Source organism: Myxacorys chilensis (assembly GCF_059505265.1).
Window position 1 is genome coordinate 1 of the sequence record NZ_JCACKG010000063.1, and the last position, 21865, is coordinate 21865.

Annotated in this window: 19 protein-coding genes; 12 read left to right on the forward strand and 7 right to left on the reverse strand. The window is 47.4% G+C overall.

From position 1 onward, the window contains the following. Positions 1 to 207: 207 nt before the first annotated feature. Positions 208 to 465, forward strand: coding sequence for a transporter suffix domain-containing protein (locus AC5JLB_RS03385; protein ID WP_495872447.1), 258 nt, complete (start codon positions 208 to 210; stop codon positions 463 to 465). A gap of 6 nt (positions 466 to 471) precedes the next feature. On the opposite strand, the gene AC5JLB_RS03390 is transcribed toward AC5JLB_RS03385, so the two are convergent. Together AC5JLB_RS03390 and AC5JLB_RS03395 are read right to left on the reverse strand one after the other, a co-directional pair. Then, entirely contained in the window at positions 472 to 1542 is a 1071-nt protein-coding gene (locus AC5JLB_RS03390) for a hypothetical protein (RefSeq protein WP_495872448.1), read from the reverse strand. A gap of 54 nt (positions 1543 to 1596) precedes the next feature. After that, on the reverse strand, positions 1597 to 2052 hold the full coding sequence (locus AC5JLB_RS03395; protein ID WP_495872449.1) for a DUF4112 domain-containing protein: 456 nt from the start codon (positions 2050 to 2052) through the stop codon (positions 1597 to 1599). Between the two features lie 156 nt (positions 2053 to 2208). Here AC5JLB_RS03395 and AC5JLB_RS03400 point away from each other — a divergent pair, with 156 nt between their 5' ends. Next, positions 2209 to 3009 carry a ChaB family protein gene (locus AC5JLB_RS03400; protein WP_495872450.1) on the forward strand — a complete coding sequence of 267 codons (801 nt, stop codon included), beginning with the start codon at positions 2209 to 2211 and terminating at the stop codon, positions 3007 to 3009. Positions 3010 to 3139: 130 nt separating this feature from the next. Here the strand turns inward: AC5JLB_RS03400 and AC5JLB_RS03405 are convergent, their stop codons facing one another. The 3 genes from AC5JLB_RS03405 to AC5JLB_RS03415 form a co-directional block, all read right to left on the reverse strand. Further along, on the reverse strand, positions 3140 to 3979 hold the full coding sequence (locus AC5JLB_RS03405; protein ID WP_495872451.1) for a CPBP family intramembrane glutamic endopeptidase: 840 nt from the start codon (positions 3977 to 3979) through the stop codon (positions 3140 to 3142). Positions 3980 to 3994: 15 nt separating this feature from the next. Beyond that, a complete protein-coding gene (gene clpS, locus AC5JLB_RS03410) occupies positions 3995 to 4282 on the reverse strand; it encodes an ATP-dependent Clp protease adapter ClpS (RefSeq protein WP_495872452.1) in 288 nt (95 codons plus the stop codon). Between the two features lie 221 nt (positions 4283 to 4503). Next, the gene (locus tag AC5JLB_RS03415) at positions 4504 to 4854 is read right to left on the reverse strand and encodes a winged helix-turn-helix transcriptional regulator (protein WP_495872453.1); all 351 of its coding nucleotides are present in this window, start codon (positions 4852 to 4854) and stop codon (positions 4504 to 4506) included. 91 nt (positions 4855 to 4945) lie between these two features. Here AC5JLB_RS03415 and AC5JLB_RS03420 point away from each other — a divergent pair, with 91 nt between their 5' ends. The 9 genes from AC5JLB_RS03420 (at position 4946) to AC5JLB_RS03460 (ending at position 18059) form a co-directional block, all read left to right on the forward strand. Further along, positions 4946 to 5404, forward strand: coding sequence for a cupin domain-containing protein (locus tag AC5JLB_RS03420; RefSeq protein ID WP_495872454.1), 459 nt, complete (start codon positions 4946 to 4948; stop codon positions 5402 to 5404). Positions 5405 to 6094: 690 nt separating this feature from the next. Then, the gene (ftsH4, locus tag AC5JLB_RS03425) at positions 6095 to 7975 is read left to right on the forward strand and encodes an ATP-dependent zinc metalloprotease FtsH4 (protein ID WP_495872455.1); all 1881 of its coding nucleotides are present in this window, start codon (positions 6095 to 6097) and stop codon (positions 7973 to 7975) included. A 1136-nt stretch (positions 7976 to 9111) separates the two neighbouring features. Continuing rightward, the gene (gene rfbF / locus AC5JLB_RS03430) at positions 9112 to 9963 is read left to right on the forward strand and encodes a glucose-1-phosphate cytidylyltransferase (protein WP_495872456.1); all 852 of its coding nucleotides are present in this window, start codon (positions 9112 to 9114) and stop codon (positions 9961 to 9963) included. Next, positions 9887 to 10942, forward strand: a complete 1056-nt coding sequence (locus AC5JLB_RS03435; protein ID WP_495872457.1) for an NAD-dependent epimerase/dehydratase family protein — start codon at positions 9887 to 9889, stop codon at positions 10940 to 10942. Before rfbF ends, AC5JLB_RS03435 begins: the two co-directional genes overlap by 77 nt. 29 nt (positions 10943 to 10971) lie before the next feature. Next, entirely contained in the window at positions 10972 to 12204 is a 1233-nt protein-coding gene (locus tag AC5JLB_RS03440; protein WP_495872458.1) for a methyltransferase domain-containing protein, read from the forward strand. Between the two features lie 644 nt (positions 12205 to 12848). Then, positions 12849 to 13802 carry a phytanoyl-CoA dioxygenase family protein gene (locus tag AC5JLB_RS03445; RefSeq protein ID WP_495872459.1) on the forward strand — a complete coding sequence of 318 codons (954 nt, stop codon included), beginning with the start codon at positions 12849 to 12851 and terminating at the stop codon, positions 13800 to 13802. Between the two features lie 94 nt (positions 13803 to 13896). Continuing rightward, positions 13897 to 15123, forward strand: coding sequence for a class I SAM-dependent methyltransferase (locus AC5JLB_RS03450; RefSeq protein ID WP_495872460.1), 1227 nt, complete (start codon positions 13897 to 13899; stop codon positions 15121 to 15123). An 84-nt stretch (positions 15124 to 15207) separates the two neighbouring features. After that, the gene (gene lhgO, locus AC5JLB_RS03455) at positions 15208 to 16422 is read left to right on the forward strand and encodes an L-2-hydroxyglutarate oxidase (RefSeq protein ID WP_495872461.1); all 1215 of its coding nucleotides are present in this window, start codon (positions 15208 to 15210) and stop codon (positions 16420 to 16422) included. Positions 16423 to 16448: 26 nt separating this feature from the next. Further along, positions 16449 to 18059 (forward strand): VanZ family protein, encoded by a 1611-nt coding sequence (locus tag AC5JLB_RS03460; RefSeq protein WP_495872462.1) that lies wholly within the window; start codon positions 16449 to 16451, stop codon positions 18057 to 18059. A gap of 98 nt (positions 18060 to 18157) precedes the next feature. Here AC5JLB_RS03460 and crtW read toward each other — a convergent pair whose 3' ends face one another. Beyond that, positions 18158 to 18955 (reverse strand): beta-carotene ketolase CrtW, encoded by a 798-nt coding sequence (gene crtW, locus AC5JLB_RS03465; protein ID WP_495872463.1) that lies wholly within the window; start codon positions 18953 to 18955, stop codon positions 18158 to 18160. Positions 18956 to 19969: 1014 nt separating this feature from the next. Between crtW and AC5JLB_RS03470 the strand changes: the two genes are divergently transcribed. Beyond that, positions 19970 to 20242 (forward strand): FGGY-family carbohydrate kinase, encoded by a 273-nt coding sequence (locus tag AC5JLB_RS03470; protein WP_495872464.1) that lies wholly within the window; start codon positions 19970 to 19972, stop codon positions 20240 to 20242. Positions 20243 to 20411: 169 nt separating this feature from the next. Here AC5JLB_RS03470 and AC5JLB_RS03475 read toward each other — a convergent pair whose 3' ends face one another. Beyond that, a complete protein-coding gene (locus AC5JLB_RS03475) occupies positions 20412 to 21758 on the reverse strand; it encodes a peroxidase family protein (protein WP_495872465.1) in 1347 nt (448 codons plus the stop codon). Positions 21759 to 21865 lie beyond the last annotated feature (107 nt).

Here is a 21865-nt window from a genome sequence, read left to right on the forward strand (position 1 = left end):
AGTACGGCATTTATTTTTGATTTTAGCCCTTCTCAAAAAGATCCCAAATGGGTTCGATATCTTTGTAGACGTAGAAATCAGATTGATTCTCAATGTCTATCGATAAGCGCTTTCATATCTTCAGGTAGGGAGATCGGGAGAGATGTCATAGTACAAATCTCCGTACTTAACAATGTCAACTAAGACAACGTCAACTAAAGTAACTCAATGCAAGGTGATTCAATGCGAAAGGTCGGAATCGGACTGCTGATCGTCTCGTTTGTGCCGTGGGGGCTGGCGTTTGCCGTCTCATTTACAGCGCTGCCGCTTTCGCAAAAGGCAGCGATCGCACTAACTCTTTTTATTGTGGCAGAGGTGATGTTTTGGATCGGGGTGCTGATTGTCGGCAAGGAAGTGGCAGAGCGCTACCGACAGTGGCTTAATCCACGTTTTATATGGAGCAGAATTCGTCGGGGTAGACGGTGAGTTGCGCTAGGATTCTTCCCACGTCCCCGTATCCAAGGCTAAATCTGCCTCCAGTTTCAGGCGAATTGTGCGCGAGAACTTGTCGCCTCTCGGATCGCCAAAGAAAAATTCGATGTCTTCACTCGATAACCGCTCTAGAGACTTCAGCATTGTGCGGAGGTTGGGCGTGCTCGCTCCCGTATCAACGTAAAGTCGTTCAGACAGACTGTTCAGGCGTTTCCAAGTGGTGTAGAGCTTTGCGATCGCGCCTTCTAGCTGCGCGGCTTGATTTACAATTTCTGCTGTTGTATTCAAGCATCCGAGGCGCAAGGCTTCTTCTAAGGCCTGTTCAACATCCATATCATCCAAGGCTTGGACTTGGGCAGCAGATTCGAGGTAGCGAGAGAGCGCTCGCGCTTCGCCCGTGGCTTGTTTAAGCGTGTCTAGATCAGGACTGCCTGCCATCGCTTCACGAATTGAGTCTTGATGACTTGCTGGCAGTTTCTCTAGGTGGCGAACCAGAGGCGCAACGTAGCGCGTCGGAATCGTTTGATCGGTAACTTTGGCACGAATTTCGTCGGGCAGCAGATCAGAGGTCATCGCCGTCCAATCGTCAGAGAGTTGGCGGACTTCTCGGCGGGTGATGCGATCGCCGCGTTTTGCGGCGTCTCCCACCATTTGCTGCACTTCAGGAACCGATTGCGCGGTTTCGACAAACGCCCGTTTGCTAAATCGGTTGACATCTTGCGAATCGAGATAGCCGTTTTCAAGCAGCGTGTCGGCGCTGTTGGCCAGTTCAATTAGGTTGTAGGCGTTGGTTTTGCTAATTTCTCGATCTTGCAGCCAGTTAAGAAATCCGGCTCCGCGTCCGTCGCCGCGTTTCTTTTCGCGATCGCGCACTGCTCTCAAAATTTGTCCGCGCCAGATATCCGTTTGCAAGTCAAAGCGATCGCACACCTGCCAAGCCCGCTCGATCTGCTGCTGAAACTCGATCTCCGGGATCTTCTCATCGTCTGGATCAGGAAGTTGAAACTGGAGATCCAAATTCTGTTCGAGGTCAGACAGCATGAGCGGCTTGGCATTCGTCGGTTGAGCCATTAGATCGGGAGAGAAACAGCCGAATCATTATTACACTCTTGGGGAGTATGCGGATTATTTTGTCAAAGCATTCCAAATCAAAGCAATGACTAACCCAGTCAAAGCCGCAAGTCCGATCGCAATGACCAAAAATCCTAGTAGCAACAGCACAACAAACGCTGGATTCGCGCGTTTATGAGACGTTGGAGCGTCTAAATGAGCTTCTAGAAGCGCTATATTTTTGCTATTGGCTTTCCAGGTCGCATCAAAGAAATCTCCAGCAACGGGAAGTGAGCCGAGTACCGCATCTAGAACCAAATTCGAGACCATTTGCCGGACTGTGGCGGGCGGCAATCCCATTCGCGCTGCTTCCCACACGATATACACCGAGAGAACGGCTGTGATCATATCTCCGCCTCCCGGCAACAATCCTAAGATCGGATCAATGCCGATGCGGTAGCGTGTGCCTGGAATGCCGATCGCATTGTCGAGGACGTGAGAGATCGATCGGAGTTTTGATAAGGAAGTCATTTTTTTCGTATCAGCTTGCATACCAGTTACCCAAAATTTTTGTCCTTAGAATACACTGCTGCTTCGATCTCAAATTAAATTCTTCCCTCAGAACGACGGTCTTGGAAGAGATAAATTGCTATTGTCGCTACAGAATTTAATGAGGAGAAGTCTGCCGTGACGATCGCTGACTCTAACACACCGCAACAGAGTGCGCCGCTTGGAACTCCTGAACGAACCATTTCAGCCATCTTCAAAAATCGTGAGCAAATCGACACCGTGGTTCGTCGCTTGCTCGATCACGGCGTTTCTCGGGATCATATTTCGGTGGTTGGCAAGAACTTTCATTCAGAAACGCGAATTTCTGGCTTTATTACCAAGCGAGATGTAATTCTAGGCGGATTGAAGCAGGGAGCCGCATTTGGTTCGTTTTTTGGTTCGATCTTAGGTTTGCTTACGGGGGTTGGCGTTCTGTTTGTGCCGTTTGTGGGCACCGTGGTGGCGGCAGGCCCTATTGGAGCGTTGCTGATTGGGGCGGCGAGTGGCGCGATCGCGGGATCGGCTGGAGCAGGTCTCGTATCCGCGTTTGTCGCAATTGGAATGCCAGAAGACAAAGCGGCCATCTATCAAACTCGTGTCGAAGCGGGAGAGTTTCTAACGATGGTGGAAGTGCCCGACAGCAAGACAAGCGAAATTCAAACGCTGCTTCAAGAATCGGGTGGTGAAGAAATTTCAACACTACAATCAGCCTTGCCGAGGCAGAAAGAAGGTGCGATCGAGGATGTCAGTCATCTGTCGCCCGAAGTGCGATCGCACCTCTCAGAAGACGCTCAGCGCAAGTATTTGGAGCGCTACAATGCCGTGTTGACCGAAACAAATGATGAAACTCAGGCAGAGCGCTCAGCATGGGATATGATTCATCAGCAGTATGAAGAAGACCAATCTGGCGTGTGGTCAAAGCCTAAGTCAGCCGTTTAGCAGCGTGGCAGCGGATGTAATAACGGATGTAACAGATATAGCGGATGGGGTGCGTTTAAGCCATACATCCGCTACATCTGCTACCAAATCCGCTGCCAGCTCAGCGACTCCTAACCCAATCTACGCTCATCTAACCATCTTGAGGCAAGCGCGATCGTTGTTGACGCCTAGCAGATGCCCGTATCCATACAGCGATCGCACTCAGCGAAAAAATTCCCACAATTCCCGCCAACGGATTTCTGCCAACCCCTGTTACCCACTCGGGAACCTGATTAGAATACTTCACTAGCTGTCCTACATTAACGATGTAGTAGCCCCAAATCAGCCCAGCATGCAGCCCAATCGAGAGTCCCAAGCGTCCTTGAGTCGCTCGCTTTGCCCAGACTAAGATCATGCCTAAAATAATTAGCGCTGGAAACTGAATCGATTCTTGCAACGGGCGAATGCAGTGCAGCGCTGCATAAACGATGCTGCTGGTTAAAAGAGCCGTTCGAGCCGAATAGCCGCGCTGAAGTTCATCCAATAACCAACCGCGAAACAGCAGTTCTTCTGCCAGCCCGTACGCGATCGCAACGATCGCGCCTTCTAAAAATATTTGGGCAAACGTAGGTTGAGGACCTTGCCAAATTACCCATCCGAATAGGCTTTGAACCACAAACATCAGCATTAAGCTAATTAACCCAATGCTCAATCCTTTAACAAGATTACGGATCGTCTTGCGAGGTTGCCGAAATCCATATCGCTTCAACAGATTAGGCTGCTGATAGACAAATCGCCCCCACAGTACAACCAAGAGAACAAACTCGGCGTACAGCAGAGGCATCGTCAAAATTGTAGCGAGGTTGTTATCACTAACTAACCGAGTGATCGGTAGCGCGATCGGAACCCAAATCGTTAACAACGTCAGCACAAACAGTCCAATTCTGATCGGAGTTGGATATTGGGCAATACGAGTAAGATTGAGTTTCAAAATGTAGACAAAACGCTATTCGTCAGGCTCGATCGTACTATCTAAACCATGCATCTTGAGCGTTTCGCTGTAGAACTCAGCGGGTTCTTGAGCGCAAGTAATCACTAAGGCAAGCCCATTCACATGAGCTTCCATCATGATATTTACAGCTTGGGGTTGACTCAGACTAGGCACAGTCTGGATCAAAACTTGTACTACATGCTCCATAGAGTTAATGGCATCGTTATGGAGTAATACTCGATAGCGCGGTGCAGGTTTACGGACGGTCGATGTTGAGCGCTGTTCGATGGTTTCGACAGACACGATTTTCACCTCTGCGTAATCGATGGACAACAAATTGTGGAAGCTGCTCCCTCTAAAATCGCTTCTTTCCCTGCAATGGCAACCAATTTAGACTTTTTGCTAGTTTGGTTTAAGAGGGAAAAGCACCTTGAGTGAGCCTTTGTCATTCTAACTCAGCTTTTCCTGATAGAAGTCACGCATTGAGTGATTTCTTCCGCTTCGACCATCATTCGTGTCCTTTGTTATGCAGGCGTCTCCTGATCAGGCGGAAGATGAGTGTCTGGCAGATTTGACAGTCCCCACTTCAACATCGATTTCAGCACAGGACGTAAACTTTCTCCCCGTTCTGTCAGGTGATAGTTCATTCGACGGGCATGAGTGCTGTAAGGCTGTTTGGCAACTAAACCCAATTGTTCTAACTTTTTAAGCCGATCGGTCAAAACATTGGTTGAGATTCCTTCGGGTGAGTCTAGAAACTCCTCAAATCGCTGTTTTTTGAGAAACAGCATGTCACGGATGATCAGCAACGTCCAGCGATCGCCAATCAGATCTAACGTCCCTGCGATCGGGCAACTCGAACGACGCTCTTGCATACTCTAGAAGCTCTAAAATCAACGCTTACTTGCATTTTACAAGTTGCTCTGGTACCGTCACTTTTAACTTGCAATTTACAACTTACAAATCATGAATAGCAAATCAGGCGAAAACTTCTCAGTCGCCAACGTTGGGTCATTTTCTGAGCTAGACGAATTTACCTTCGAGGCAGCTAATTTGCCCCTCAAAGTTCAAGGCAAAGTGTTTCTAAAAGAGCTTCTTAGCCTCACTAGTGCAGAGATTTCCTTTAATTCGATTCCGCCCGGAAAATCCATTCCCTTCTATCACAAGCATCGTTTCAATGAGGAAATTTATATCTTTATTCGCGGCGCGGGAGAGTTTCAGGTTGACAATGTGGTGTTTCCGGTTACTGAAGGAACAGTTGTGAGAGTTGATTGTGAGGGGGAGCGGTGCTGGCGAAACACGTCAGATGCCGATTTGCATTGCATCACCATACAGGCGCGGGCAGGATCGTTTCCAAATCACACGATTCAAGATGGGCTTAAAGTTGAACGAGCGGTCAGTTGGGAAGAAAAGACGCGAGTATAGCGTCGGTGGAGTTGAGCGGATTCTACGAGGATTGCAAGGTCATGTTGTTCAGATGGGTTAACACTCAGATGAGTTCATAACGATGCCTTTGTAATCCTCTATCACTCCTTCTCATCTTCAGTTTGAAGTGAATACCGTTTGTCTGGGTCAATGTTGGTAATAGAGCGATCGCTGGCTTAGCTGCCAAAATGAGATTTACAAGTTACCGCTTAACTCATCAGAACTCTTAGAGCGATCGCAACCAACAAAGTTAACTTTAAAGCTTCGTAGCCCTATTAATTTTATAAGCATTAGCACCTACAACCTAGGTATGGGGCGGTAAACCGTCACCTGCGATCAAGGTAGAAGCATCAACTTTATTGTTAAGTTTATTAAAGAAAGCTTAGAAGCATTATCCACAATGAAGCATCCCAATTCGCTGTTTAACTCTCAGAGGAAGAACTAAACCTTCTTTAGACCATTCTCTTACTGAGTACCACTGCCCTCAGTCACCTCACCTTCTATCGATCGCGATTTGCGGCTATAAGTTTGTCGCGTTAAAGCAGTTAGCTCAAATCTGGGACTGACTGTAACAGCATAACTATTCTGCAAACCAAAGCACATTCCCTCAGAAGCAGGATGGATTTAGCCCACACTTCGCGTTCATCTTAGAAGGTCAAGCTACCACAACAAATCAGGATCGAGATTAATATGCCGATTAAAGATAAACCAACGCCTTCCCGCCCCCGCTTGATTGCAAACTTGCTGCTAGGCGTATCGGGGCTCTTTCTACTTACCAATCTATTCTTGCCGGGAGCGTTTGGAACGCAGAACACCAGTGTTCCCTACAGTTTGTTCATTCATCAGGTGCAGGAAGGTGAAGTCAAGCAGGCGTCTGTAGGACAAAACCAAATTCGCTATCAACTCAAAGGCGAAAACGGTACACCAGGTGATGTTTATGTGACGACTCCTATTTTCGACTTAGGACTGCCCAACCTACTTGAAGAAAAAGGCGTTGAGTTTGCAGCCACGCCTCCGCCGAAAAATGGTTGGTTTACAAGCCTCTTAGGTTGGGTCATTCCGCCGCTGATTTTTGTGGGGATTTGGCAGTTCTTTCTAGCCCGTGGCAGTGGCTCAGGCCAACAAGGCGTACTCTCAATTGGAAAAAGTAAAGCAAAGGTGTACGTTGAGGGAGAATCTGACAAAGTGACCTTTACTGATGTGGCAGGGGTCGAAGAAGCCAAGACAGAATTGGTTGAAATTGTGGATTTTCTTAAAACGCCGACTCGCTACACTCAAATTGGCGCACGAATTCCGAAAGGGGTGTTGCTTGTAGGCCCACCAGGAACGGGCAAAACACTATTGGCAAAGGCAGTTGCTGGAGAAGCGGGCGTTCCGTTCTTTAGTATTTCTGGCTCTGAGTTTGTGGAAATGTTTGTGGGCGTTGGCTCCTCGCGGGTGCGCGACCTATTTGACCAAGCGAAGAAGCAAGCTCCATGTATTGTCTTTATTGACGAGTTGGATGCGATCGGAAAGTCTCGCAGTTCGGGTGGGTTTTACGGCGGCAATGATGAGCGAGAGCAAACGCTCAACCAATTGCTAACCGAGATGGATGGCTTTGCCGCAGGCGATGCCACGGTAATTGTCTTGGCTGCCACCAACCGTCCCGAATCTCTCGATCCAGCGTTGCTGCGTCCAGGTCGATTTGACCGTCAGGTTTTAGTTGATCGTCCAGATTTATCAGGTCGTGAAGAGATTCTGAACATTCATGCTCAGAAAGTGAAGTTGGGGCAAGACGTGGATCTAAGAGCGATCGCAACTCGTACCCCAGGATTTGCTGGAGCAGATCTGGCTAACTTAGTGAATGAAGCGGCACTGTTAGCGGCTCGCAACCAGCGTCAAACCGTTGCCCAAGAGGACTTTGCTGAAGCGATCGAGCGAGTTGTGGCAGGACTTGAGAAAAAGAGTCGTGTGTTGAACGAAACCGAGAAAAAGATCGTTGCCTATCATGAGGTGGGTCATGCTCTAGTAGGTGCTTTGATTCCAGGCAGTGGTCGAGTTGAGAAGATTTCGATCGTGCCTCGCGGCATGGCAGCGTTGGGATACACGTTGCAACTGCCAACAGAAGATCGCTTCTTAATGAATGAAATGGAGTTGCGCGGTCAGATTGCTACGCTTCTAGGGGGACGTTCCGCAGAGGAAGTCATTTTTGGCAGTATTACGACCGGGGCCTCAAATGATTTGCAACGAGCGACCGATTTAGCAGAGCGCATGGTGACGACTTACGGCATGAGTAAAGTCTTGGGTCCATTGGCATATCAACAAGGACAACAGGCAATGTTCTTGGGTGACAATTCACCCAATCCTCGGCGATCGCTGAGTGAGGATACCGCCAAGGCGATTGATGTCGAGGTCAAAGACATTGTGGAAACAGCTCACAAGCAAGCATTGGCAATTTTGGAAGCGAACCGAGAGCTACTAGAAACCATTACTGAACAGCTCCTTGAAACCGAAGTGATTGAGGGTGAGAAATTGCAGAGTTTGTTGAATCAGGTGAAATCGGCTGAATTGTCTCTGAGCAACTTACGTTAATTAGAGTTCAACGATTAGCGCCGACTCTCAATTTTTCAGACATGAGTGGGATTAGTAGGTGCGATCGCGGGGTCGCGTTTAAACCGCGATCGCACCTACTAATCCCACTTCAATCCACTCCACTTGCGATGTATACAACGCTCCATTAATTGCGATCGGATTGCTGCCCCTGTTTCTAGTGTTTCCACTTGCTTCTAAAGCGAGTGGAAATTTAGTTTAAAGTGGCTAGGGCTAGAGCAGTGCTAGGAAAACTACTCACCTTATGGCAAACACTAAAAGTTTAGTTATACATTGCTATTTAAGCAGCTTCACTTAATCTTCATAGTACCGACTTTTGACCTAGTCTAATTCTTCTATTAACAACTTCTGTACTAAAAACTTTGTTTCAAAATCAAAAAAACAACTATACCTCTAAACCTGTATTTTTTTAATAAAGACTCCGTAGAAGCACTGGCTTTTAGCGCCCTGCTTTTGCTAAATTTTGCTAACCAGTAGGATGCACACATGACAGCACAGCGACGGTTTAGCACTCGGAGCATATATCAGTCCGTCCTTCAATGAGCACCTAAGGGGTTTTCAGGGATGTATCAAAAGTTAGGACGTAAACTGAGATGACTAGCGATCGCATTCGCGCGAATGAGGGTTCTGCACGTAGTAATGACTCATCAAAGTTATTACATTTAATACTCAAAATGGTTCAACTCTTTAGAGCCAATCTTATTAGCGATACTGCCGAGTATTACATAGCAGATTGCTACAAAGAGACTTATCGAATTTCGAGTACTTCATCGCAGATGTGTTGGATTTTTCAGACGTTAGCACAGTTCAGCACAGCCCGCTCTTCAAAGCGATTAGCTGATAATTTAGGTCTTTTCTCGGTTTGAAAGAGGAGTGCAGAGTGGCAAAATCAGCCATTAGCGCTCTATCTGAATCCGTAGACATCCCTCTTTGAACGACACGATCCTGTCTTCAATTTAAATTTGTGTTCCCTGTCCAAGTGCTTCGTAAAGTCTGTGTGAGCGTGACTTGCCCAACAACCTAGAACTGGCTAAACTGACACAGCATTTTGAGATGACTTAATATTCTGCCTAGCAGCAAGCCGAGCAAGCATACATTGAGGAGAGTGGTCAAAACCGATGAAAGTAGCAATTCTTGCAGGGGGGTTAGGTTCCCGTTTAGCGGAAGAAACCGAACTTAAACCTAAGCCAATGGTAGAAATTGGTGGTCGCCCGATCCTGTGGCACATCATGATGCACTATTCCACCTACGGCTACAAAGACTTTGCGATCGCGCTCGGCTACAAGGCTGAGTACATCAAGAAGTACATGGTAGACTACTGCTCCTTAAGCAGTAATCTCACTGTCAATCTAAAAACTGGACATATTAATCAACATGAGGGGTACAGACCCGATTGGACAATCGATCTGGTCGATACTGGGCTCAAGACCCAGACGGGTGGTCGCATCAAGCAACTGGCTCCTTACGTGAACAATGAGACGTTCATGTTGACCTGGGGAGATGGCGTATCCGATGTCAATCTCCACGATCTGCTAGCGTTCCATCGCTCTCACGGCAAACTTGCCACCCTCACCGCCGTTCGCCCCCCAGCAAGATTTGGCCATCTCCAGATCGATGGCGAACAGATCACTGAGTTTTCGGAGAAGCCCCAGATCGGCGAAGGATGGATTAACGGCGCATTCTTCGTTTTAGAACCCGAAGTATTTGACTACATCGATGGCGACCTGACGCACTGGGAGAAAGAACCCCTAGAGCGACTTGCGAGAGATGGACAACTGATGGCGTACAAGCACAACTCTTTCTGGCAGTGCATGGATACCATTCGTGAAAAGAAATTATTAGAAAGCCTCTGGGAAAGTGGCAAAGCACCTTGGAAAATTTGGGAGGAACACAATGCGAGTATTACTAACGGGGCATCGGGGCTATATCGGAACAGTATTGACGCCAATGCTCTTAGCAGCAGGGCATGATGTTGTTGGCTTTGATAGCGATTTGTATCGACGCTGCTCATTTGGAGAAGGCATTATTGAAATTCCGTCTATTCAGAAAGATATCCGGGATGCAGAAGCATCCGATCTAGACGGGTTTGATGCGATTCTTCACTTAGCTGGGTTGTCTAACGATCCATTAGGCGATCTGAACCCAAATCTGACCTACGACATCAACTTTAAAGCGTCTCTTCGATTAGCAGAACTCGCAAAACAAGTTGGGGTTGAGCGCTTCATCTTCTCGTCCTCATGCAGCAACTATGGCGCGGCAGGCGATGCACCCGTCAACGAAACCTCGGAATTCAATCCGGTAACGCCTTACGGGTCTTCTAAAGCCATGACGGAAATTGAAGTTGCCAAGCTTGCAGATGACGCCTTCAGTCCAACTTTTCTTCGCAGTGCAACAGCTTACGGCGTGTCACCCCGCTTGAGATTCGACTTGGTCTTGAATAACTTAGTGGCTTGGGCCTACACAACCGGAAAAGTTCATATCAAGAGCGATGGCACGCCTTGGCGTCCGATCGTTCACATTGAAGATATTTCTCGTGCTTTCTTAGCGGTACTGCATGCGCCTCGTGAAGCGGTTCACAATGAAGCGTTTAACGTGGGGCGCACTAGCGAAAACTATCGAATTCGCGAAATTGCAGAGATTGTGAAAGACACGGTTCCAGGCTGCGAAATTGAATTTGCAGAAGATGCCGGGCCTGATAAGCGCTGCTACCGCGTGGACTGTGACAAGATCGCTCGCGTTCTCCCCGAATTTCAACCCCAATGGACAACCAAGAAAGGCGCAGAGCAACTGTACAACACCTATAAGAAGATTGGGTTGTCTCTCGATGAGTTTGAGGGTGAGCGGTACAAACGCATTGCCCACATCAAATATCTGATTGGTGACGGCTTGCTCGATACCAACCTCCGCTGGCAGCAGGCAACCCTAACTTCTGCTGGAGCGGGATTGTAGGCGCATCTCTTAAATCACCTCTTAAAACTATGAGTGACTGGAAAATCTCCGCGTGCCGTTCATGCGGCAACCCTGACCTAAACGTTCTGATTGCTTTTGGCGAAACGCCTTTAGCAGATGCGCTGGTGACAGAAACCAAACTGGGAGAGCCAGAAATCTTCGCACCGCTCGACCTTGCCGTTTGTTCTGAATGCTCTCTAGCGCAGATTACAGAAACGGTTCCTCCAGAAATTCTGTTCTGTCGGGACTACCCGTACTTTTCATCGGTTTCAGCCGCATTGCTAGAACATTTTGGCGGAAGTGCGCGATCGCTAATTCAAACCCGTCAATTGAACAGCAACAGCCTTGTGATCGAGGCTGCCAGCAATGACGGGTATATGTTGAAGAACTTTGTCGATCAAGGCATCCCAGTTCTGGGCATCGATCCCGCCGAAGGCCCGGCAAAGTCAGCTTTGGAAAAAGGTGTTCCAACCCTCAATACCTTTTTCGGCAGCGATCTAGCGAAGCAACTGCGATCGGAGGGCAAACAAGCCGATGTGTTTCTAGCGAATAACGTTCTTGCTCACGTTGCCGATCTTAACGGCTTTGTTGATGGCATTCGTACTCTGTTAAAAGACACAGGCGTTGCTGTGATCGAGTGTCCTTATGTTGTTGATCTTGTCGATCACGGCGAATTTGACACCATCTATCACCAGCACCTCTGCTACTTTTCTGTCACTGCCCTAGATAAACTCTTCCGTCGGCATAGTTTGTATCTCAATGATGTCAAGCGAACCACGATTCACGGCGGCTCTTTGCGCCTGTTTGTCGAACCCATTGAAGCCGTCCACGATTCGGTCAAAGTGCTGCTAGAAGAAGAAGCAAACCGTAAGGTCGATCGCGTTGATTACTACCTCGATTTTGCCGATCGTGTTGAATCAATCAAGCGCGATTTGCTCAAAATCTTGCACGACCTTAAAGGTCAAGGGAAGCGCATCGCGGCTTATGGAGCGGCAGCAAAAGCAACGACGCTGTTGAGCTACATCGGCATCGATACGTCACTTGTAGACTATGTAGTAGACCTGAATACCTTTAAACAAGGTCGTTACATGGGCGGAAATCACCTACCGATTCATCCTCCCACAATGTTGCTCGAAGATCGTCCCGATTACGTGCTGATTCTGGCATGGAACTTTGCGGACGAAATCATGAAGCAGCAAGATGCTTATCGCCAGCAAGGCGGTCAATTTATCGTACCAATTCCGATTCCTCGAATTGTTTAGTTGGCTGTTGCAATAGACGTTGTAGTGGTAGAAACAAACTTTGTTTCTACCACTTTTTACCATTTGTCCCAGTGCTTTATTTAAGAATGCTTTAAATGTTTTACCTGATGGCTAAATCTAGCTTTCGGACTAGTTGCGCCCACCCTCATTACCAAGCTAAAGCCTACGATCGTTGTCCTGCGTTTCCTTAGTTACAAAGTCATTGGTTGGATTAATCATTACACTAATTTGAAGAAACTTAAGAGTAACTGTGAAGACTGGGTGAAAACACTTGCTGCTAGTTTTACAGACAGGATAAGGTCTTGAAGTAACAAGAAGCGCCAAAAGTTAATGGTCTTACGATTATTTCACTGCCGCTTCCGTACCTTGCCTTCCGTGAATTCAAGTAATTAGAAAGGGCACTCGTCAAATAGTGACAACAATCTAATCCGTACCTTTTACATACAAAGCCAACTTTGAATAGCGAGATTTACGGAGAAATTAGACTACTTGATGCCCGATGATTCTTTAGAGGTTGCCGAAGTGAATTCTATAGGCGAGCCTGTCGCCTAATCAATTATTCTGTAGCGTCTAAAGCCCACAATAAGCCACTCATGGCAGCGATCTAGCCACCACCCTACCTACAGTTCTGAGGAGAACGTTTGATGCATACGGTTTACGTTGATTCTGCGGTTAACGATCAGGTGAGAAGAGAGCGGCTCTACAACGGTCAAATCTTTGTTTTCACCTCTCGTCCTAGCACGATCGCGCTGATTCAACATGCTCGCAAGATGATTGCAGCAGCGTTTGGTAATCTTGATCCTCGCGATGCTCAGTTCCACATGTCTGTCGAGGAGTATGTATCGATCGTGGCTCCTCTCAAGCCTCAATTTATTCACCACCCCGAAACCAAGGGACTGATTCAGGACATTCTACGGGACTTCTCCTGTGATTTAGAGAAGACCTATCTGGATGTTCCTCGCCTCAGAATGGTGACTTCTGACGGATACCTCACCAGTGGAGTTGGCTATGCCCATCACCCCCATCGCGACACCTGGTACTCCGCGCCAATGTGTCAGTTGAATTGGTGGTTGCCGATTTACGAAATTGAGACAGAGTGCTCAATGGCATTCCACCCCCGCTACTGGAATCAAGCTGTGAAGAATGAGTCCAGTAGCTTCAACTATTATGAGTGGAATAAGAGCGGACGCAAAAGTGCTGCTCAGCATATCAAGTCAGATACCCGAAAGCAGCCCCATGCTGTCGAAGAAATCGAGCTAGATCCGCAAGTTCGGGTTGTTTGTCCTGCAGGTGGAATTGTCCTATTCTCAGGTGCTCAACTGCACTCGACCGTGCCGAATACTTCTGGGTTCAGCCGCTACAGCATTGACTTTAGAACGGTTCACCTCGACGAAGTAACGTCTATGAGCGGCGCACCAAATGTCGACTCTAAACCAACCGGAACCTCGCTGAGGGATTTCATGCGTGGTAGCGACCTCTGCCGCTTGCCAGAAGAGATTGTACGCCAATATGACGAGGGTAGCCTCGTTGAAGAGGGATTGATCTTCAAACCTGACTTGGGTGACGTTGAGAAACGCCAAGTGTCAGTCGTGTCATAACGTTTTGAGGGGTTTCTCCTCCATGCGAGTCAGAAAACCTCTCAAAACACATTGTTGCTTGGCTAAAGAAACCCTATTTACCTTTAAAAATCCTATGAATCAGCCATCTACACTGGGGCAAAAAATTCCCGCTGGAACCCGTCTTGTATCGTATGACTGCCCAAGCTGCGGACACCACGAATCAGCCGTATTCTATGAGGTTCGCAACGTTCCGGTACACAGTTGTCTAATGATGCCCAGTCATCAGGAAGCGGTGGACTTTCCGTGCGGGGATGTAGTGTTAGGATTTTGCCCAAACTGTGGGTTTGTTACCAACGTTGAGTTTGATGCAAATAACTCAGACTACTCACCCATTTACGAAGATCAGCAGAGCTTTTCACCAACGTTTAACTCATTTGCTTACAAGCTAGCGACTCGTCTGATTGAAAAGTACGACTTGCGCAACAAGAAGATTGTTGAGATTGGATGCAGCAAGGGAGACTTTCTACTCTTGATGTGTGAGTTAGGCAACAACTACGGGGTAGGAATCGACCCAAGCGCGATCGTAGGTCGGGTCGAAAGTGCCGCCGCCGAGCGAGTGATGTTCATTCAAGATTACTACTCTGAAAAATACTCAGAACACACGGGTGAATTTATCTGTTGCCGTCACACGCTCGAACACATTCACCAAACCGCAGATTTAGTACGCACCGTCCGACGCTCAGTGGGCGATCGCCTCGATACCGTCATTTTCTTTGAAATTCCTGACATGGGACGGGTGCTGATCGAGCAAGCCTTTGAAGACATCTATTACGAACACTGCTCCTACTTCACACCCGGATCATTGGCGCGGTTGTTCCGGCAAGAAGGTTTTGAAGTGCTTGATGTCTATCTAGACTACGGCGATCAGTATTTGATGATTGAAGCGCGTCCAGTTGCAACTCCATCGACCAAGATTCACCCTGCGGAAGAAAGCGTTGAGCAATTGGTGAAGGATGTTGAGCTGTTTGCATCCAAAATTGGGGACAAGTTGGGCTACTGGAAACAGCATTTGGAGACGATGAAAGCGGACGGCAAGAAAGTTGCGGTTTGGGGTTCTGGCTCAAAGTGCGTCGCGTTCCTCACCACTTTAGGAACCAAAGACCTGATTGATTGGGTCGTCGATATCAACCCTCACCGGCACGGTCGATTTATTCCAGGTGTGGGTCAAGAGATCCGTTCTCCTGAGTCCCTCAAGGACTACCAGCCGGATGAAGTGATCGTCATGAACGCCATCTATTGTGACGAAATTCAAAAAATGCTGGATGATATGGGCGTTACAACAAAAGTTGTAGCCATCTAAAGCATTAGGTTTGGGAGGAGGCGGGGTCGTCTTCTGCCTCCAACCACTCAGTAGACTTGAGTGAAGCAAATGTCAGGGATAGTCATGTACGATTATGCAATTGTTGGTGGCGGAATTGTTGGCTTATCGACTGCCGTTGCCCTCGGAAGACGATATCCAAATGCCAGGGTCTTGCTGTTAGAAAAAGAAAGTCAGTGGGCATTTCATCAAACTGGCAATAACAGCGGTGTGATCCATTCAGGAATTTACTATAAACCTGGAAGCTTTAAAGCAAAATTTTGTCGAGATGGTAGTCGCTCGATCGTTCAGTTCTGTCGGGAGCATGGGTTAGAGTACGACATATGTGGCAAAGTGATTGTCGCGACTAAACCCGAAGAACTTCCTTTATTAGACAATATTTATCAACGGGGTTTGGACAACGGCTTGAAGGTTGAGAAGATTTCAGCGCAAGCGGTTCAGGAAATTGAACCTCATGTTGGTTGTCTTGCTGGAGTTAAGGTTTACTCGACTGGCATTGTTAGTTATAAACAGGTTTGTCAAAAGTATGCCGAGATCGCTGCCTACCAAGGAGCCGATTTGCGGTTAAATACTCGCTTAGAATCGTGCATCAGCACGACAGATGGATATGACATCACCACAAGTAGTGGCAGCTTTACGACGCGATTTTTGATCAACTGTGCCGGATTGCACTGCGATCGCGTTGCCAAATTGACCACCGCCCAACCTCCTGCCAAAATCGTTCCCTTCCGGGGCGAGTACTACGAACTTACGCCTGAAAAACGTTACTTGGTCAAAGGTTTAATTTATCCGGTTCCCAATCCAAACTTTCCCTTCTTGGGCGTTCATTTCACTCGCATGATTGACGGAACCGTTCACGCTGGTCCGAATGCCGTGCTGAGCTTGAAGCGAGAAGGCTATCGCAAAACGGATTTTGATCTGCGCGACTTTACAGAAGTGATGACTTATCCAGGATTCTGGAAGCTGATGTCAAAACACGCAGATCAAGGAATTCAGGAAATGATTCGCTCGTTCTTCAAAGCGGCATTTGTGCGCAGCTTACAAGAGTTGATTCCTGAAGTCCAATCCAATGACCTTATTCCAACTCATGCTGGCGTAAGAGCGCAGGCACTGTTGCCCGACGGAAAACTGGTCGATGACTTTCTGATTGAGCAGGGAAAATCTGCGCTCCACGTTTACAACGCCCCTTCACCAGCGGCAACGTCATCTTTGGAGATCGGCAACGCGATCGCGGCCCAAGTTCCGGAATTTCAGCTAACCCAGATTGCTCTAAGTTCATAAACCAATCCCTTACTTAGGAGGCATGTGTGGGCACTCGTCAACCTTTGCGCCAATCCTCTACTTCTGATCCTGCCCCTAAAGTGTGGGCAAATCGCATCATCGGCAGTGCCATTCTCATCATTTTGCTGGCAACGCTATCGCCGTTTGAATTTACAGCGGAAGGCGTGACACTTAAAGGTGCGATTAAGGTTTTTTTTGCTCATCCCAGCGACTGGAGCGATTTGATCGGCAATGTTCTCTTGTTTATGCCGTTGGGGTTTGGAATTGCGCTACGCGCACAGTCGCAGGGAATCAAACTCCTAACCGGGCTGGCGATCGCGACAATCATTAGCCCTCTGCTATCTTTTAGTGTTGAATTATCGCAGGTTTTTCTGCCATCCCGGAGCCCTAGCTGGATTGATATCTCAACTAACACCACCGGAGGCTTTTGTGGCGCATTGAGCTACATTCTACTGACGACAATCAGCGCGAGGCATAACTCTACAACAACCGCATCTAATCAAGTCATATCGGTTGAACAAAAGGTCAAACGGCTGCTGACCATTCGGAACTTGGCAGTTGCATTGATTGCCTGGATTATGATGATAGGGCTAGTCTCATTGTCTCTTCAGGAAGCGGCGCAACTGAGTAATTGGAACCCTAAGTTGCCACTTCTATTAGGAAACGAGAAGACAGGCGACCGCCCGTGGAACGGAACTATTTCTAAAGTGGAGATTAGCGATCGCGCTCTATCCCAATCTGAGATTGCTCAAGTTCTCCAAACTAAAGGTTCGCTTCCGCAAGCCGGGTTAGTCACAGCGTATGATCTAACCAACTTAGAAAGCCGCAACTCGCTCAGTAAACCGTTAAAAGATCGCACAGGTCAATTACCAGATCTAGTGGCTCAGGGAGATGGAATTTCAGCAGTTCCAGAAGGTGTGCGCGTATCGGATAAACATTGGCTCTCAACAGCTGAGCCTGCCTCAGTGTTATCCAACCGATTGCGGAACTCCTCTCAGTTTACAATTAGTACGATTGCAGCAACCTCAGATCTAGATCAAACTGGACCTGCTCGAATCCTATCGCTTTCTGCCAATCCAGCCCGTCGGAACTTTACACTGGGTCAGGAACACAATCAACTCGTGTTTCGGTTAAGAACGCCGATCACAGGAGAAAATGGAGTCTACACTGCTCTGTTTGTACCCAATACTTTTCGAGATCTTAAACCTCATCATTTTCTCTTAACCTACTATCAGAGCGTTCTTCGTCTGTATGTAGATGAACCGCAAAATTCTTACAGCCTAGAACTAACTCCTGAAATTACACTATTCCGCTATCTATTTCCATTCGAGGGACGGATTCTACAGCTTACAAACTTTAGTATTTCGGTTCACAAATTGATGTTCTATGCCGTTTTCTTTGCTCCTTTAGGCGGTATTTTGGCGCTTATTTCGAGTAGGTTCAAACAGCAGCCTCGGTTTGACATTTTGCTAATCCTAGGTGGAATATGTGTTCCTGCTTTTCTACTTGAACCCATTATTCACGCTGAGCATTTGCGTTTAGAAAATATCGGTCTTAGTATTGGCATTGCTCTAATAACAATGCTACTGAGTAAAAACAAGATAACGTCATGGCTGTACTCTACAGATAAAAGATAGACAGTAGTCGTCATCAAGCTACTTACTAGAAGGTTTTAGTACCTAAGCAAATCTTGGTTCTAACTAAACCGGGTTTTAGCAAGTCTTTTGTGTTCGGTCTAATTTATCTCAGATGAAACTCTAGAGATGCGCTGTTGATGTACTTGAGGTAACGCCCACCAAGGAACATGAGGATGCTCATGATGCTCTAGATGGTAACCAAAGTGATAGCAACTAATAAATGAGCGGAATGTAGACCAATTCATGCTTTGGGCACGGCTGCCGTTCTGGTAGCCTCCCTTAGGTTCACGATGAGGCAAATACGTTCCAAAGAAGAAGAGTTGAACGGAACTTGTGATCGCAGGAATCGCCCAGAACAGAATCAAATTGAGTTCAGGAACATGTAAGAGACCACGCAGGGTGTGGAAGATGACAACCAAACCAACTAATCGTGTCCAACTCCAGTAGTTGAGCATGAAATTGAAATACCAAGCGATCGGATTTTTATATTGCCCGTTGTGGAAGTCTGGATCAGTTTCAGATGCGGGGTGATGATGATGTAGCCAATGAGTTTTTAGCAAGCTTTTGTATGAGAAAAGCGCATAACAGGCAATTGATAGAGAACCAATAAAGTTATTGAGCTTAGGATTTCTGGGAGCAACTGCGCCATGCATTGCGTCATGAGCATTGATAAACAAGCCTGTGTATAAGAACGTTTGTAAAGCTACTAATGCAATGCAAAGTTCAGTAGACAAGGCAGCTACATCGATAGATAGTAAGATAAATAAGCTCAACGCCCATAAACCGAAAATAGCAAGCGCAATGACAACGCCACGTTCAATGCTGGCGCTCCATTTACTAATTCCTGACATTGAGGTTGAATGAGATTGAGTTCTGTTTTGAGATTGTAAAAGCATCAGATTCTTACCAAGAGCATTCTCAATATCGTGTTGATATCAATTTGGAGTAGCAATCAATCATCAAGTTGAGCTACATTAACAGTCTAAAAATTGAATGAGTTGATGCTCTCTGTCAGAGTACTAACTTAAGCTCAAGCCTAAAGGATGAGCTTTTGACATGAGATATATCACTTTTGAATAAGGTCATGCAGAAAATTTTTAATGGGAATTGTTCAGTTCTAAAGACATAAGAACATCACAAAAGAGATGCGCGACCGCGCACATCAACATTTGCATTGCTTGTCCTCCAGGCTTAAATGGTTATCAGTTCATAAAAGGCTTTAAGTACATATATAGTGTTGGCCTATAGAAAATTGTAAATTTATTAAGAGCTACTAAATTCAATCAATAAATACAAATCTTAACATGTATCTTGATGCATAGTTTAATGGGGCACTGTCAATAAGAGCGCCTCAACGCATGAACCCCTGAAAGATGCTCACGCAGTTTAAGAGCACGCATTAGAGGATGTCCACTTCGGTAGAAAGCGGTTTTAGCTTTGTTGCAGGTTTTCAAAGGATTTAAAGCGGTTTCTGTGCTGCTAGCTTAGTAGTGACTAGACAGAATGCCGCTGTTGTTAATTTAGGCTGGTTAGAACTTTCTGAGTTTCTGGCTTGGCTGATTTGGGTGTTTGCCCACATTTACTGCTCAGAACAGGGAGGGAAGCGTAGCTGACGTAGTACTTGATCTAAATCTAGGGACAGGAAGAGTGCGGGCGATCGCTGTTGAACTGCACGGGCAATTAATTGTTCGGACCACGAAAAGTTATCCGCTGTTCACGCCACAATCCGGTTAGACGGAGCAAAATCGGCAGATTAGATAGAAGCTAGCTTAGACGCTTTATCAGATGTGGCTCAACGCTTGGTGAAAATCGTGCGATCGCCCTGATTCGGGCTGTCCTGGAAGGCATTGCATTCAGCCTACGAGAAGCATTGGACGTGATTCACACAATCACCCCCATGTATCAACTATATGGCAACGGGAGGAGGGGCACGATCGGGCGTTTGGTTAAAAATTCTGGCAGATGTTTTGCAAACAGAATTGGTTGTGCCCAGAGAAGAAGGAGCTGCCTATGGAGCCGCAATTTTAGCAATGGTAGGGATTGAGGTATATCCCAATTTGGAAACAGCGTTCAAGATTCTGCCCCAAGTTGGGGATGTTGTACAGCCGCAAGAAAATCCGATGTATGAGACTGCGTTTCAAAAGTATAAGCGCTTGTATGAAGCCCTGAAAGCGGTTCGTTGATCGATTCACTAAAATTGAGGGTCTTCGTGTAAGGCGATCGTTGTTGTGGCTGACTCAGTTTTAATCCTTTATCCAACGTTTTCTGATCAACGTGAGTCTCCATTCACCCTTGCCGCTACCAAGCCCAGCGATCCTAAGCTTGGTAGCAGCGATGAAATGTCGCAGAACGTCATGCGACTCCCGCAAAGGCTAGAAGGTCAACCATTGTGAAATCACCCTCAACACTCCCATCCCGGCGAGGAAGCTCTGGTTCCCATTTTGGTTGCTGAGACCAGTAGGACGCGCTATCACTCAGCAGTAGCCCGAAGAAAACCTCTGCGACAATTCGACTGCCGACCTGTCCCAGTCGTTGTCCCTCATGCTGCACTAACGCTTCTTTCAGAACGTAGTACCAGAGAGGCGTGCTTTCGTGGAAATTAAGGTCTGTTAGTTCTGCAAGGTCTGCCTGAGTTAGCGGGTCGTAACCCAACTCACATGCGATCGCTTGTCCCGATGGCAACCCATGTAAAAGATGCCGTTCGAGATTCCGTCCAGCTAGGCTCTTGAGTTGGTCTCCTGGCCCAACCAACCCAGGCCCCACTGGTAGATCAAACATGGGCGAAGAGATGAACGGGTCGATCCGTTTGTTTCTTTTAACCTTGGGTCGGGCTATAGGAACAGGACCATCAGGACCATTGGGATCAGCAGCTACTTCCAGAGTCCCGAAGTCAAAGAACGTGTCCCATTCAACAAATCGGCGAGTTGCCCGCCGTCCTCCCCGGAGATCGTTCGGGTCACCCTCTCGCGGATCGATCGCAGCATCAAAAATGGGCGCACCGAATCCCTGATTAACTTTGTAGCCAGGACGAATTTGACTGTGTCCAAAACGGTAAACCGCAATTTGAAATTCACGGGGAAGCGTTGGCTTAGCAGATACCTTAAACAGAGACGGACTATTGCTCCGCACCTGCTCAAAAACGGTTGGATCTAGAGAAACTTGTAAAAACTGGTTGACCACAATGTATTGGTAGTGCCAGCGGACAAGCTTTTGTGCTCGGTTGAACTGTTCCTCTGCGCTTTCCCCAGGGTAGCGAGCAACCACCCAATCGACGACTCGGTTGTGGAACTTTAGAAAGGCTAAGTGAAGCTGTGAGATGATCACGTTCTCGTCATTTCGGGGGTCGCCGATGATCGCCCGTTGCTGACTGGTTCGGGGTAAATCGCGAGGAGCGTCAAAGTCGATAAGAAATTTAGCGGGTAAGGGTCGTTCGATCTCAGAGGCGCGATCGTATAGAAGCCGATCTTCACCCGGTCCGCGACCGTAGACGCTATCCAAGTCCAGAAACGGGTTTCGCAAGTTTGGGCCTGTTGTGGCAGGAGGTCTGAGAGGCGCGGGATCGAAGGTGATGTCGTGGTCGAGAAACTGTCCGAGAAAGGTGAAACCAACCGTCATTTCGGGGTTGGGATTGTCCGGGTTTAAGACAGGATTCGAGTCTAGCGGATTAGTGACCGTAATCCGTGGGTCTTGGGCATCCATCAATCCGCCCCTCTGACCTAACTCGCGCAGCCGAGCAATGACATTATCTGGGTCGGTCGTGTTCTAGACGTGTGGAGCGATAGCTAAATGGGTAATCCAAATTCGTA